Source organism: Streptomyces sp. NPDC005803 (genome assembly GCF_040630435.1).
In the GTDB taxonomy this organism is placed as follows: domain Bacteria; phylum Actinomycetota; class Actinomycetes; order Streptomycetales; family Streptomycetaceae; genus Streptomyces.
Window position 1 is genome coordinate 13,533 of record NZ_JBEXXO010000006.1, and the last position, 13,082, is coordinate 26,614.

Sequence of the window (13,082 nt, forward strand, 5' to 3'; positions counted from 1 at the left end):
GGCAGCCGTCGTGAGACGGCCACCGGGTCCCGGTCGCTCGCGCAGACAACGCCGCGCTTCCTCAGTCGGTCCAGGAGGCGAACAGCGCGTTCAGGCCCTCCGCCATGGTCGGGTGGGCGATCATCCCGTCCCGGAGCCGGGTGAAGGGCATCTCCGCCCACATGGCCGTCTGCACCACGGAAAGCACTTCCGCCGACTCCGGGCCGAGCAGGGCCGCACCCAGGATCTGTTCGCTGTCCCGGTCGACCACCGCCTTCCACAGACCGCGGGTGTCCCGCAGTGTGCGGGCCCGGGGGATGGCCTTGACCGGCAGCTTCGCGACCCTGATGGAGCGGCCCGTGGCTCGGGCCTCCTCCTCGGTGAGACCGACACGGGCCAGTTCCGGGTCGGTGAACAGGTTCCACGGAACCAGCCGCCCGACCGTACTGCGGGTACCGCCGTTGATGTTGGCCTTGACGATGCGGTAATCGTCGAGCGAGACGTGGGTGAACTGCGGGCTGCCTGCCACGTCCCCCACCGCCCAGGTGTGCGGGGCGTCGGTTGCCAGCCTCTCGTCGACGCGCACGAACCCCCGGTCGTCCGTGCGTACTCCTGCCGTCTCCAGCCCCAGATCGCGGGTGACCGGGTCGCGGCCGGTCGCAGCGAGGACGTCGTCCGCCGTCAGCGTCCGTCCGTCCTTCAGCAGGATCCGTACCGTGCCCTGCTCCCTGCGGACTTCCTGTACCGACGCGTCCGTGATCAGTTCGACGCCGTCCTCCTGGAGGCAGGCCGCCAGGGCAGTGGCGATGTCCCGGTCCTCGTGCGGCAGCAGGTGGGGGCCGCGTTCCAGGACCGTCACCTGACTGCCGAAGGCGGCGAACATCTGGGCGAACTCCAGCCCTACGTAACCGCCGCCCAGGACCACGAGCCGCTCCGGGATGCGCCTCAGGTCCATGATGCTTTCACTGGTCAGCGGCTCGGCCTCGGCGAGCCCCGGAATGGCCGCGAGCCGTGGCTTCGTCCCGGTGTTGATCACCACGTCGGCGCCGCGTACGACCCGGTGGCCTCCGTCGTTGAGGTCGATCGCCACGGTTCGCTCCGCCACGAAGCGCGCCGTTCCCAGAGCGAAGTCCATGCCGCTGTCCAGGAACTGCCGGTGGTTGAGCTGGACCATGTCGGAGACGACGCCCTGCTTGTGCGAGCGCAGCAGCTCCAGATCGATCGTGGGTGTGCCCAGCCGGAGCCCCAGCGCGTCGGCGCTGCCGGCCCTGCGCGCCAGACGGGCGCTGGTCACCAGCGTCTTGGTGGGGATGCAGGCGACGTTGATACAGGTGCCGCCGATCATGCCCCGCTCCACCATGACCACGCGCCCGCCTGCCCGCGCGGTGTCCATGGCAAGGGTCTTGCCCGCCTTGCCGCCACCCACCACCAGCAGGTCCACGTCCTCCACATTTTCCGCCGTGCCACTCATTTCCTCGGGTCCTCTCGACTGGTGAACAGGTGGTGGGGTGGCCGGAACACCAGGTCCCGGTCCCCGTCCCAAGAGTCACCGTCCAGGTGACCGGCTGCATCAGTCGAATGACTGCCCCCTTCGTGGTGTGTCCGCGTAAGCGTGCTGACCCGGCCATGGCCTGCCCGGCGACGGAGTCCGCGGTGAGGGGTCAGGAGCACGGAGCGCCGGCGCCGCCCGCGCTCCGTGCCACAGCGCCGGCACGGGCGCCTGCGAGGCTCCTGCGTCCCCGCGGTCCGGCGCCGTGAGCGGTAACGAGTCATCCGACTGATGCCTCCCCGGGAGGGAGCGGCCTACGTTTTGGGTGCCGGGCGTCCGTGTCCTGGGCGGTCCGTCTCCGAAGACGTGGGCGGACCGCCGGGCGGACGTACGCGCGCCCGGCACCCGTACATCCAACTGCCGACGGCCGTGAGCACCACGTGAGGCGGCGGGCCTGTGCCCCAGCCACCGTCCGGACGGCGAAAGGAGGACCTTCCATGCCCACGACACCGCGCCGACGTACCGACGAAGAGCAGGAGCCCGAAGAGGTCGTACGTTTCTCGTTGCTGGGACCGGTACGCGCCTGGGTGGCCGATGAGGAACTGCCGGTCGGCCCCCGCCAGCAGCGGCTGGTTCTTGCCGCGCTGCTGGCGGGGGCGGGACGGCCCGTGTCGCTGACGGAGCTCATCGGCCTGCTGTGGGAAGGTGACCCGCCGGCCAGCGCGGTGAACGCGGTCCACCGGTATGTCGGTGCGCTGCGCCGGCTCCTGGAACCGGGCTTGCCGGCCAGGTCGTCGGGGCGGTGGCTCGTCCGCCGCGCGGCGGGCTACCTGCTGCACGTGGACGCCGGCCGTCTCGACCTGCTCGAGTTCCGCGGCCTCGTCGGGCAGGCCCGCGCCGCGACGGCCGACGGCGACCTGTCCGCCGCCGTCGACCTGTACCTGAAGGCGCTGGGTCTGTGGAAGGGACACTGCGCGGAGGACCTCGGCGCGGTAGCGGCCCTCCACCCGGCCTTCGCCATGGTGGAGCACGAGTACGCTCCGGTCGTGGGTGAGGCGGCCACCGCCGCGCTCGGCTGCGGACGGGCCGGCTCCGTCCTGCTGCCCGTGCGACAGGCTGCCGACCGCTGCCCGCTCGACGAGTCACTCCAGGCTTCTCTGCTGCTCGTGCTGGCCGCGGACGGCAAGCAGGCCGAGGCCATCATGCAGTACCACAGCTTCCGCACCCGGCTGGTGGACGAACTGGGAGTCGAGCCGGGCGCGGAACTGCGTGCCGCTCAGGAACGGGTGTTGCGCGGCAGCCCGCTGTCCCGGTCACCGGAGTCCGACACGTCGCCGACCGTTCGGTCACAGCCGCGTGCGGAGTCCCGTCGGTCATGGATCGTGCCCGCCCAGTTGCCCCCGGACCTGCCGTGCTTCACCGGCCGCGAGCAGGCCCTCGCGCAAGCGTTGCGTGCCGCGAACCGGCGCGGCGAAGGCCTGCGGGTCCTGGCGATCGACGGCATGCCAGGTGTGGGCAAGACCGCGCTGGCCGTCCACTTCGCCCATCGGGTGGCTGCGGCCTTCCCCGACGGCCAGCTCTACGCCGACCTGGGCGGATTCGCGTCCGCCGGGGAGCCGGCGGACCCCGGTGACGTCCTGTACGCGTTCCTGGAAGCGCTGGGAGTGGACCGGAACCAGATTCCCGCGTCGCTGAACGCCCGGTCGGCTCTCTTCCGCAGCGTCCTGTCCGGCCGCCGGGTGCTCGTGGTGCTGGACAACGCGTCCGACGCGGACCAGGTCCGTCCGCTGCTGCCCGGTACCGCCACGTGCATGGTCGTGGTGACCGGCCGGAGCCGGCTGAGCGGACTGGCGACCGCCCACGGAGCGCGGCTCCTCGCCCTGGACGTCCCCTCGACGGCCGAGGCGACGGCGTGTTTCCTCGAGCGTGTCGGCTCGACGCATCCCGATACCGACCCGGCCGTCGTCGAGGAGATCGTGGTCCGCTGCGGCCGGCTGCCGCTCGCCCTCGCGGTGGTGGGCGCGCGTGCGGTGAGCCGCCCCGAGCAGCCGCTCGCCCGGCTGGCCGCCGAACTGACGGGCGCGCAGGGCAAGCTCCACGGCTTCGACGACGACAGCGCCAACGATGTGCGGGGCGTGTTCTCCTGGTCCTACCGCAGGCTCGGCGCCGAGGCCAGAAGGATCTTCTCGCTGCTGCCCCTGCACCGGACCGCCGACTTCACCACGGCCGCGCTGGCCGGCCTGGCCGGCGTCCCGCGCGACGCGGCGGCCACGGCCGCCGGGGAACTGGTGCGCGCCCGTCTGCTGGACGCCCGGGGGCACGACCTCTTCGGCGCCCACAGCTTGGTCCTGGCCTATGCGGCCGAACTCGACCGCTCGGGCGAAGCGGATCGTGCGGCCGCCCAGCCGCGCCTGCACGGACACCCTCGCCACTCGGCACGGTTCGCGGCCCGGCTGTCGTACGTCCGGGCCGCTGCCCACCCGGACGAGACCCTCTCCTCCGGCGTCACCGTCGAGCCGCTCGCGGATGCCGCGGCAGCCCGTGCGGAGACCACCGGCACACGTGCCGGGCTGCGCAGCGTCACCGGCCGGCCCGCATCCGTGCTGAGCGACGCGTCTCACACGTGACGTTTCCCGTTCACACCCGATCGCCTCCTACGATGAACGTGATCGAGGCCGCCGGAAGTCCCGGGACGGTACGGCACGGGATCGGCGGGAAACGGCCCCCGCGCATCGGATCAGTACGCCAAGGAGCCATGGCCTCACGGGGGTTGATGCCTGGCGTGAGCCGTTCCGCGGCAAACCCTCGCTGATGAGGGCCGGGGAGGTGAAGGTGCCGGTGCCCATGGGATCAGCGCCGCGCCACGGCGACCGGGACGGACCCGCATCGGGCGATGCCGGCACGGCATGTCTCCTCGGCGCGTGCGGGACATCTGAAAGGACACCCATTGAACGCGTACGAACCTCACGTGTTACCGACCGACACGGAGCCGGACATCGAACCCAGACTCCTGCGAGCGTTCCTGGCCGTTGCCGAAGAAGGGCACTTCGGCCATGCCGCGGCCGGGCTGGGCATCGCCCAGCCCTCGTTGAGCAGGCAGGTACGCCGGCTGGAACGCCTTCTGGGGGTTGAACTGTTGGTCCGCACCCCCCGGGGAGCCGAGCTGACCGAAGCCGGACGAAGAGCAGTTCCGGAGGCGGAGCGCGCGCTGGACCACAACCGGCGCATCGCGCGGGCCGCGTGGTCCGCGACCGAGCCGGGATCCGGCGCCGGACCGTGACCCGTACGTCTCCGTAACCGGGCCGGTGAGGACGCCGGGCCGGCGAGGGTCGGGAGTGACGGCACAAGGGACCGGCACTCCCGACGTCGCCGCACAGGGAGCTGTGAACGGCGGCCATCGACCTCGCGTTCGCCCTCCTCAGCCGGCCGGCACGCCCGTCACTCGCGCGTCGGGCGCACGTGCCGTCAGAAACCCGTGAGAGTGATCTTGCCGATGGCCTTCCCTGATTCCATGATCTTGTGGGCCTCGCGCAGATTCGACGCGTTGACGGGGCCCAGATCCCTGGTAGCGGTGCTGACCAGGATGCCGGCGTCCACCAGCCGGGCAACCTGGGTGAGGATCTTGCGCTGCCGGTCCATGTCGGCGCTCCGGAACAGGGACCGGGTGAACATGAACTCCCAGTGGAAGCTGATGCTCTTCGGCTTCAGCAGACCGATGGGCAGGGCCTCGAAGTCATCGATCGCGACGATCTTTCCGAGCGGGTCGAGCACCTCGGCGTACGTGGCCAGGTTGCGCTCGGTTCCCGCGGTGCTGAAGACGTGGCCGATGCCGTTCGGGGCCACCTCCGCCAGTTGCGGCTGCAGCGGCCGGTGGTGGTTCACGATGTGGTGGGCGCCCATCCGGCGGGCGAAGTCGACCGTCTCCGGGCGGGAAGCCGTCCCGATCACCGTCAGTCCGGTCAGGGCGTTGGCCAGTTGGCCGACCATGGCCCCCACACCGCCGGCGGCGGCCGTCACCAGCAGCGAACCCGTCTCGTCGAGCAGGTCGTGGTGCAGACCGAGCCGCTCGAAGAGACCCTCCCACGCGGTGAGCGAGGTCAGCGGCAGCGCCGCCGCCTCTGCGAACGTCAGCGTGGTGGGCTTCAGGGCGACCAGGCGCTCGTCGACCGTGTGGTACTCGGAGTTGGCGCCCGGCCGGTCGAGGGCTCCGGCATAGAACACCTCGTCACCCGGTGTGAACCACTCCACCTGGGAGCCTGTCGCCACGACCGTGCCCGCCACGTCCCAGCCCAGAACCCGCTCGTCACCGCCCGGACGCTCGTTCTGGCGGATTTTGTAGTCGACCGGGTTGACGGCGATGGCCTGGACCCGGACGAGGAGGTCCCGGGGACCGGGCTCGGGCACCGGGAGCTCGACGTCGAGAAGACACTCGTCGTCGGTCACCGGCAGGGGCTCACGGCAGGCAACGGCACGCATCATGGTGGTCATTCGTAAGTTCCTCCTGCTTGGATGATTCTGGTGGGGCGGGGCCACTGGGCGCCCCGGCCGGGCCGGCCCTGGGGCAGACCGACTCGAGGCACTGCACGCCCCTTCCTCACTGCGCATGGTGACGCCGGCCGCCGCCGGCGTCACCATGCGCAGTGTCCCGCGCGTGTCAGGACACCGCGACGTTCTCCAGCCCCACCGAGACGACCAGCGGGTCGGGGATCTTGTGGCCGTTCTCGTCCCGGCTGTAGATCTCCCGCTTGGTGGGGATGACCAGGCCCGACACCTCCTGGTGGCCGGAGACGTAGTGGGCCGCGGGGGTGTTCCCGGCGATCTCGACGCTGTAGTCCCGTCGGCGGATCAGGCCGTCGGTGTCGACGTACACGGTCTGTTCGGTGCTGAGCGTGGCGATGCTCTCAGGGAAGACGATGTGCAGACGCCGGAACTTCTCCCCGTCCTCGGTCCACGGATCGATCTCTTCCGTCCGGACCCCCGGGTAGGTCAACGACAGTGGCTCCGCCAGATAGGTCCACATGGCGCTGCCCGAGAAGTAGGCCAGCTGCAGCCTGTTCCACGGGGTCATCAACGTGTGCCCCTCGAAGGAGGCGCGCGGGTCTATCAGCTCCTCGATCACGTTGCCGTCCGAGTCCTCCACCGCCACGCGCCCGGCCGAGAACGAGGTGTGGTGATCGGGGTGGAAGAACGGCTTCTGCGACACGTACTCGCGGCGCAGGTCGACGGTGACGTCGACATCGTTCAGGGCGCCGGGGTGCCCCTTCATGCCCCACAGGGCGCCACCGAAGAACTGGCGGGCGGTGATCCGGCTGGCCTCCTCCCAGCGGGAGCGGCCACCGTATGCGTCGAAGATGGTGCTGAGCAGGTCGGACATTTTGTTCTCCAAATGAAGTGGGGCGGCTCAGCCGAGGAACGCGTTGACGTCCTTGGCGACTTCGGCCGGGTACTGAAACAGGGACGCGTGGGCCGCGTCGGGATAGATGCTGATCTGTGCGTCCGGGATCAGACCGGCCAGTGTGTAGCTGCCCTTGGTCGGAATCATCAGGTCGTTGTCGCCCTGGATGACGAGCGTCGGGCACTGGATACCGGTCAGGCGCTGCAGCGCGGAGTGGTCGGGAATGCCCCACTCCAGCACGGCGTCGTACTGCGCGTCGCGCGAGGCGAGGCTGCTGGGCACGTCCCGGCCCTCGGTCCGGGCCAGGAACCGGCCGAGGAACTCCACGCCCTTGGCCTGGCTGGTCTCGGTGTGAGCGAAGAAGATGTAGAGCAGATCCTCGCCGGTGGGCGCCTCGGCACGGGCGTGCCTCTCGATGTCCTCGCGCCAGCCGTGCATGCCCGGCGCGCCCTTCGGGCCGGTCCCGGCAAGCACAAGGCGGCGGATCAGACGCGGCCTGATCAGCGCCATGTCCTGCGCGGCGAACCCGCCGATCGAGAAGCCGAGCAGGTCGATGCGGTCCAGGCCCAGCGCGGCGGTGAACGTGATCATCTGCTGCGCCATCTGGGCGATCGTGACCGCGGGGGTGCCGGTGGAGGACGCGACCCCCGGGTAGTCCACCAGGATGACCTCACGCTCGGCGGCCAGGGCGTCGACGAGGGCCGGGTCCCAGTTGTCGAGGTTGCCGGTGAAGTGCTGCAGCATGACGAGCGGCACCTCACCGCCGGACCCGAGCCGGCGGTAGGCATAGCGGACACCGTCCTCCTCGACGAACTGAGTGGGCGCGGTGTGATGGGTGACGGTGCTCATGGGTTCTCCCTGCTCTGGGGGGATCGAAATCCGGGGGCTCGCCGTCCGTTGCGGAACGGTCCGCGCCGGCGGCTGTCGGCGGTTCGGGCTCTGCGCCACGTCCAGCCGCCCACTCAGCATGTCGACGGGGAGTGGAATTTTTGTGGTCAGTGTCTTGACCCGCCGACAGGATGCGAAAGGCCGGGGGCACCCGGCCGGTGGTCCGGCCGGGCTCGACGGGTTCCCCCTGCGACCACCGACGTCACCGGCCGCGGTGTCAGCCGACCTACGGGCGCGCCGACGACACCTTCACCAGGCCTGCCCGCTGCCAGTCCAGCACCTGCTCCTCCATGAGGTGGCGCACCTCCGCGACATCGGTCCCGCACGCGGCTCCCACCTCCGCGGCGGCGGCGCGCAGGTCGCCGCCGGACTGGCGCAGGGCGATCCAGATGGCGCTGGCCTCGGGTGCGTAGAAGTAGGGCGCGCCCTGGGGCGACAGCAAGGTGAGCGCCCCGTCTTCCGCGATTCCAGCCGTCACCCCGGCTTCGATCTCGATGTTCACGTCGTCCCGATTCCCTTCCGGTACTGCTCGTGGACGGCACATCTCACGTCTTCGAAGCCGCCATGCAACCCTCACACGTATACCCGAGCGCGCCCGGGACACCCACATCACCCGAGGCGCTGACACCAACGTGCAGTTCTCGTGCCCGAAGATGACGCCTTGGGCGGTTGGAGCGACGTGGCGGCGTCGAGTCAGTCAGCCCGCTCGGCGTACGCGCGCAACTCAGTGTGGCCATGGGCTGTCGCGCGGGCGCGTTTCGAGGTGTGCGCGGGTGGTCCAGCCGTCCGCGGTCGCGGACGGGCACGCCGAGGGCGGGCCGGAGTCAGCTGAAGCTGGCGTGCAGCCGTGCCATCAGGCCGATGAGCTGACCGACCTCTTCCTCGGTCCAGTGGCTCAGCCGGTCGGCGAGAAGGCGGATGGACAGCCTGGAGAGTTCGTCGAGCCGGCACACTCCGGCGGGCGTGAGACGCAGGAGGCGCGCGTTCCTGTCCGCGTGATCCGGCAGCCGCTCGATCCAGCCGCGCGCGGCGGCGTACGCAACGTGGCGGCGAGTCACTGACAGCTCGGCGGCGAGCAGTTCGGCGAGCTTGCTCACGCACATGTCGCCGTGGCTGCCGAGCAGGGTCAGCACGGTGGTCGGGCCGCCCGGACAGTCGGACGGCAGGACGCGGTGGATGTCACGTCTGACGACGGCGACGGCGGTGAGCTGACGGGCCAGTTCCTCGAACTGCGTCGGCATGGCCATGGGTCCTCCTGAAGTACATGCTCAAGGCAACACCGCTTGGTCACACCAGGGTCGCCTTCGGAATATGCCGGGGCATCAGTCAACTGACCCCACCCCGGCTGCCGGCCATCGGCCTGCGGTCACGGTGCGGTGAGGACGACGTGACCGCCGCCGGCGGGCCTCGGTGTGCGGTCCACGAGGCGTAGGTCCACCCCGGCCACGGGACATGTGCAGAGCGGCTGTTGCAGTTCGGGGTGTGCGGGGCGCAGACGTCAGCGGGCGTCGTCGCGCACCGCTCCGTCGCCTGTGGCCGGTGCGTGTCCGGGCAGAAGGGCTGCCCCAACGGCCCGTGCCGATCACGGGGCGGGAGGGTTTCGCTCACCGAACGGCAGAATGTGCGGCGGCGGGTCGCGGTGACTCGCCGGGAGGCGAACCTGGGTCATCCCGCCGCTTCCCCCCATGTCCCCGGGACGCCGGCGGCGACCGACACGGAGCGGGTACCCACACCCGACCGCGCATGCCCGGGAAGGGGCAGCAACGATCGCCGCCCGTCCTGACCAGGTGAGAGGTACCCCATGACGTCCCTGGCCTACGCAGTACACGTCGCTCCGATGCAGCCGCTGGCGCCGGCCGCGCTGCCCCCTCGGCCTGACGGCGGTCCGATGCTGTGGTCCCCGCTGTCCACCACGATCATCTACGGTCCTCGCGAGGCGGTCCTCGTCGACCCGGGTCTGACGACGGAACAAGGTGTGGCCGTCGCGAAATGGGCCGCCGGTTTCGGTCGTACGATCACCGGCGTCTACCTCACGCACGCTCACGGTGACCACTGGTACGCCACCACACCCGTGCGGGAACAGTTCCCGGATGCCACGGTGTGGGCCACGCCCGAGGCGATCGCGGAAATGGAGCGGACCACCCCCGGCGGGCAGCCGAACCCGTTCTGGCTAGCGGCGTTCCCGGGCTTGATCGGCGACACCCCGCTCATCGCTGAGCCCGTGCCGGAGGACGGCCTGGAGGTGGACGGGCACCGGCTCCTCCCCCACCCCGCCGGGCACACCGACACCGAGCACACCACGTTCCTGCACGTGCCGTCACTGGACCTGGTCGTCAGCGGTGATGTCGTCTACAACCAGGTGCACCAGTACCTCTCGGAGGCGGGTGAGCACGGCATCGACAGCTGGCTCCGCGCGATCGACGCCGTGGCCGCGGTCGCCCCGTCCGTCGTCGTGGCCGGACACAAGAACCCGGAGCGCGACGATCCGGCGTCCATCATCGACGACACCCGCGCGTACCTGCATGCGGCCGCGGAGGTCTTCGCCTCCGCCGGCAGCCGTGCCGAGTACTTCGAGACGATGGTGCGGAGGTTCCCCGCGTGGCTCAACCCTGGCATCGCCTGGCTCACCGCGGTGGGTCGTTGGGCCGAGTGACGCCCGTGACGCGTACCGGCGTGGCTCGCCGACTCAGTGGCGGTGAAGCCGCTGTCCGGCCACGGCCGTGCGGTCACGACGGACGGATACGGTCACGACGGCGTGCCCGGTGAGGTCATGGCCCAGCGGATCGCTGCGGTGAGTGCGCGCCCGGTCGGCGGCACGCAGGCTTCCGCGGGGCCCGGCAGTCGGGGCAGCCCCAGCGAGCGTCGGGCCCACAGGGGCAGTGAGGCGACCGCGTTCGCGGCGAGAAGACCGTAGGGTGCGCGGACGACCCAGGGCAGCGGCGGGTGCAGCAGGATGAAGTGCGCTGCCTCGCGTGCTTCTTTCGTCCGTCGCAGCTCACCACGGTAGGCCGCGAGCCGGGCGTCGAGCTCCTTGCGCGTGCGCGGGGGGTCGACGACGCCGAGTGCTTCCCCCACCCGTGCCAGGTCGGCTACGTAGCCGTCGCACCCGGCGGCGTCGAGCGGCTTGGCTCCGAAGTGCTGGTGGGCGTAGAGGAAACTGTCGGCCTCGGCGGCGTGCACCCAGCCGAGAAGGTGCGGGTCGGCCGCTTCGTAACGTTCTCCGGACGAGGTCGTACCGCTCACTCGGCTGTGCACCGCCCGCACTCGGTCCACCGCCTGCTGCGCGTGCTCCGCCGTTCCGTACGTGGTGACGGCGAGGAAGGTACTGGTGCGCTGCAGCCGTCCCCAGGGATCACCGCGGAAACCGGAGTGGGCGTCCACGGCCGCCATGGCCAAGGGGTGCAGGGACTGGAGGAGGAGGGCCCGGAGCCCGCCGATGAACATGGACGCATCGCCGTGAACCGTGCGAATCGGCCGGTCGGGGCCGAACCATCGCGGCCCGGGTGTCTCGTGGATACGTGCGCGGTTCTCCGGCCCCGCCGGGCCGGCGACCCGCGCGAAGACGGCGCCGCCGAGCCGCTCGCGCAGGTGTGCCAGTGCACGTGCGGACGAGTCCATGGGGCCAGTATGCGCCTGCGGTTCCGGCCCGGGCGAGCCCCGCGCGCCTCACACGGTCGCGGCAGGAACGGCAGGCGACGGCCGAAGCGGCATGACAGACGCTCCTGCCCTGTCCCGTCTCCAGCGCGTCATCCGCCTGCCAGGTCCGCCAGCACTTCGCGCGCCGCGCGAGATCCGGAGGCCAGGGCGCCCTGCACCGAGCCGGTGGCCCGATGGTCGCCGCACACGTAACGCTTCGGGGCGAATCTGCTGCTGCGGGTCAGCGGCCATGGCGGTCGCATCGCCGGCAGGGCCCCTGCAACGGTGTAGGCGGCCAGGCCCTGCCACATGCCGGTGTCGGTGTCGTACAGCTCGGCCAGACGCCTCCGCACCGCAGCCTCCCTGCCGGGCCCGTCTCCGCCCAGTACCGAAGTGGCGATGAGAGCGGAGCCCGCCGGGGCGTAGGCAGGCGTGACCTCGCTGAGGACGCACGTGTTCAGCACGGTCAGACTGCTGTCGACGACCAGGGTGGGTTCACGCAGTGGCGACCGGTCCGCGCAGTGGTAGTAGGTGGTGACGGTGCGGCCGTCCGGTACGGACAGGCCGGGCAGGAGCCGGCGGGCCGTGGTCGCCTCCGTGGCCAGGACGACGGCGGTGGCCGCCCGCTCGGTGCCGTCCTGGAGGAGCACACCGGCGTCCGTCAGCTCGCTCACCGCAGTGCCGAGCTGGAGGACGCCCTCCGGCAGCCGGTCTGCCAGCTGTGCCGGTACGGCCCCGATGCCGGCGGCGGGCAGGGCCAGGGTGCCGCGCGCCATACTGCGCCAGACCAAGTGGAAGAAGCGGGCGGAGGTTTCCAGTTCGTCCTCGAGAAACACCCCGGCCAGAAAAGGGCGCAGCAGGTCGTCGACAGCCTGGGCCGACAACCCGGCTCGCGCGAGAGCATCGGATGTCGAGCGGTCCGGTGCGCCCCGAAGCATACGCACGGGCAACAACGCGTCACGGGCGGTGAGGGCGGCCAGCGCGGCGAGGTCTCCAGCTGAGAGGAACGCGCCGGGCAGCAGGCTCGCGGCCGCCCGGGGCCGCCGGGTCGGGTCGGCGAGACGTACGAGGCCCTTCGACGTGCGAGCGAGCACACCGGGGGTGAACGGTCGCAACTTCAGCTCCCGCAGGTTCAGTCGGCGTTTCACCTGCGGGTACGAGGTGTTGAACACCTGGAAGCCGCGGTCCAGCAGGAATCCCTCGTACCGGTCCGTGCGCATGCGTCCGCCCACGGCGTCCGACGCCTCCAGCAGGAGTACACGCCGGCCGGCATGGCTGAGGTCCAGCGCGCACGCGAGGCCGGCGAGCCCGGCGCCGACGACGATCGTTTCGGGGACCTCACGGCGCTGCGCGCTCATCATCCGTCTCCTCGGGCTGAACCGGGCGGTCGGGCGGGGACGGCAGAGCCGGCCGGGACGGGGCGACGTCACAACAGGGCGGAGTCCTGCGGCCGGGGGTCACGGGGCTGCCGCACGTCGCTGAGCGCGGTGGGTCATCCGTAGCCGAATATCCGCCCGATGAAGTACGCCGCGAAGAAGACCGATCCCAGCAGGATCAGTCCTGCCCAGAACCGGGGGTGTTCCCACATGCCTCCATCCGCTGGTTGCTGGTGGACTTCGCTGATGGAGCCCTCGGCCGGTGGTGTCTCTCCCGGAGGAGTCAGTGACATAGCCATACCTCCACCTTCTCTCCGCC

Annotated in this window: 11 protein-coding genes and 1 pseudogene; 3 read left to right on the forward strand and 9 right to left on the reverse strand. The window is 70.9% G+C overall.

Annotation, left to right across the window (positions count from 1 at the left end; all coding sequences use genetic code 11):
- Positions 1-61: 61 nt before the first annotated feature.
- Positions 62-1,450, reverse strand: a complete 1,389-nt coding sequence (locus ABZ454_RS10590; protein ID WP_359537160.1) for an FAD-dependent oxidoreductase — start codon at positions 1,448-1,450, stop codon at positions 62-64.
- Between the two features lie 515 nt (positions 1,451-1,965).
- Between ABZ454_RS10590 and ABZ454_RS10595 the strand changes: the two genes are divergently transcribed.
- Both ABZ454_RS10595 and ABZ454_RS10600 read left to right on the forward strand, forming a co-directional pair.
- A complete protein-coding gene (locus ABZ454_RS10595) occupies positions 1,966-4,095 on the forward strand; it encodes a BTAD domain-containing putative transcriptional regulator (protein WP_359537162.1) in 2,130 nt (709 codons plus the stop codon).
- A 341-nt stretch (positions 4,096-4,436) separates the two neighbouring features.
- On the forward strand, positions 4,437-4,748 hold the full coding sequence (locus tag ABZ454_RS10600; RefSeq protein WP_359537164.1) for a LysR family transcriptional regulator: 312 nt from the start codon (positions 4,437-4,439) through the stop codon (positions 4,746-4,748).
- 185 nt (positions 4,749-4,933) lie between these two features.
- On the opposite strand, the gene ABZ454_RS10605 is transcribed toward ABZ454_RS10600, so the two are convergent.
- The 5 genes from ABZ454_RS10605 to ABZ454_RS10625 form a co-directional block, all read right to left on the reverse strand.
- Entirely contained in the window at positions 4,934-5,956 is a 1,023-nt protein-coding gene (locus ABZ454_RS10605; protein ID WP_359537166.1) for a zinc-binding alcohol dehydrogenase family protein, read from the reverse strand.
- A 166-nt stretch (positions 5,957-6,122) separates the two neighbouring features.
- On the reverse strand, positions 6,123-6,842 hold the full coding sequence (locus ABZ454_RS10610) for a hypothetical protein (protein WP_359537168.1): 720 nt from the start codon (positions 6,840-6,842) through the stop codon (positions 6,123-6,125).
- A gap of 27 nt (positions 6,843-6,869) precedes the next feature.
- The gene (locus tag ABZ454_RS10615) at positions 6,870-7,712 is read right to left on the reverse strand and encodes an alpha/beta hydrolase (RefSeq protein ID WP_359537169.1); all 843 of its coding nucleotides are present in this window, start codon (positions 7,710-7,712) and stop codon (positions 6,870-6,872) included.
- A 265-nt stretch (positions 7,713-7,977) separates the two neighbouring features.
- A complete protein-coding gene (locus ABZ454_RS10620; RefSeq protein ID WP_359537170.1) occupies positions 7,978-8,253 on the reverse strand; it encodes a hypothetical protein in 276 nt (91 codons plus the stop codon).
- A gap of 322 nt (positions 8,254-8,575) precedes the next feature.
- Positions 8,576-8,998 (reverse strand): MarR family transcriptional regulator, encoded by a 423-nt coding sequence (locus ABZ454_RS10625; protein WP_359537171.1) that lies wholly within the window; start codon positions 8,996-8,998, stop codon positions 8,576-8,578.
- Between the two features lie 554 nt (positions 8,999-9,552).
- On the opposite strand from ABZ454_RS10625, the gene ABZ454_RS10630 reads away from it, so the two are divergent.
- A complete protein-coding gene (locus ABZ454_RS10630) occupies positions 9,553-10,404 on the forward strand; it encodes an MBL fold metallo-hydrolase (protein WP_359537172.1) in 852 nt (283 codons plus the stop codon).
- 92 nt (positions 10,405-10,496) lie between these two features.
- Here ABZ454_RS10630 and ABZ454_RS10635 read toward each other — a convergent pair whose 3' ends face one another.
- The 3 genes and pseudogenes from ABZ454_RS10635 to ABZ454_RS10645 all read right to left on the reverse strand — a co-directional run.
- Positions 10,497-11,369, reverse strand: a complete 873-nt coding sequence (locus ABZ454_RS10635) for an oxygenase MpaB family protein (RefSeq protein ID WP_356321870.1) — start codon at positions 11,367-11,369, stop codon at positions 10,497-10,499.
- A 128-nt stretch (positions 11,370-11,497) separates the two neighbouring features.
- On the reverse strand, positions 11,498-12,745 hold the full coding sequence (locus ABZ454_RS10640; RefSeq protein ID WP_359537173.1) for an NAD(P)/FAD-dependent oxidoreductase: 1,248 nt from the start codon (positions 12,743-12,745) through the stop codon (positions 11,498-11,500).
- 134 nt (positions 12,746-12,879) lie between these two features.
- Positions 12,880-13,077 (reverse strand): annotated as a pseudogene (locus ABZ454_RS10645) (DUF6480 family protein); the annotation flags it as partial.
- Between the last annotated feature and the right edge of the window lie 5 nt (positions 13,078-13,082).

Coding starts and splice junctions, on each gene's coding strand:
- ABZ454_RS10590 (WP_359537160.1), bottom strand. CDS start 1,450: ATGAGTGGCACGGCGGAAAATGTGGAGGACGTGGACCTGCTGGTGGTG.
- ABZ454_RS10595 (WP_359537162.1), top strand. CDS start 1,966: ATGCCCACGACACCGCGCCGACGTACCGACGAAGAGCAGGAGCCCGAA.
- ABZ454_RS10605 (WP_359537166.1), bottom strand. CDS start 5,956: ATGACCACCATGATGCGTGCCGTTGCCTGCCGTGAGCCCCTGCCGGTG.
- ABZ454_RS10610 (WP_359537168.1), bottom strand. CDS start 6,842: ATGTCCGACCTGCTCAGCACCATCTTCGACGCATACGGTGGCCGCTCC.
- ABZ454_RS10615 (WP_359537169.1), bottom strand. CDS start 7,712: ATGAGCACCGTCACCCATCACACCGCGCCCACTCAGTTCGTCGAGGAG.
- ABZ454_RS10625 (WP_359537171.1), bottom strand. CDS start 8,998: ATGGCCATGCCGACGCAGTTCGAGGAACTGGCCCGTCAGCTCACCGCC.
- ABZ454_RS10630 (WP_359537172.1), top strand. CDS start 9,553: ATGACGTCCCTGGCCTACGCAGTACACGTCGCTCCGATGCAGCCGCTG.
- ABZ454_RS10635 (WP_356321870.1), bottom strand. CDS start 11,369: ATGGACTCGTCCGCACGTGCACTGGCACACCTGCGCGAGCGGCTCGGC.
- ABZ454_RS10640 (WP_359537173.1), bottom strand. CDS start 12,745: ATGAGCGCGCAGCGCCGTGAGGTCCCCGAAACGATCGTCGTCGGCGCC.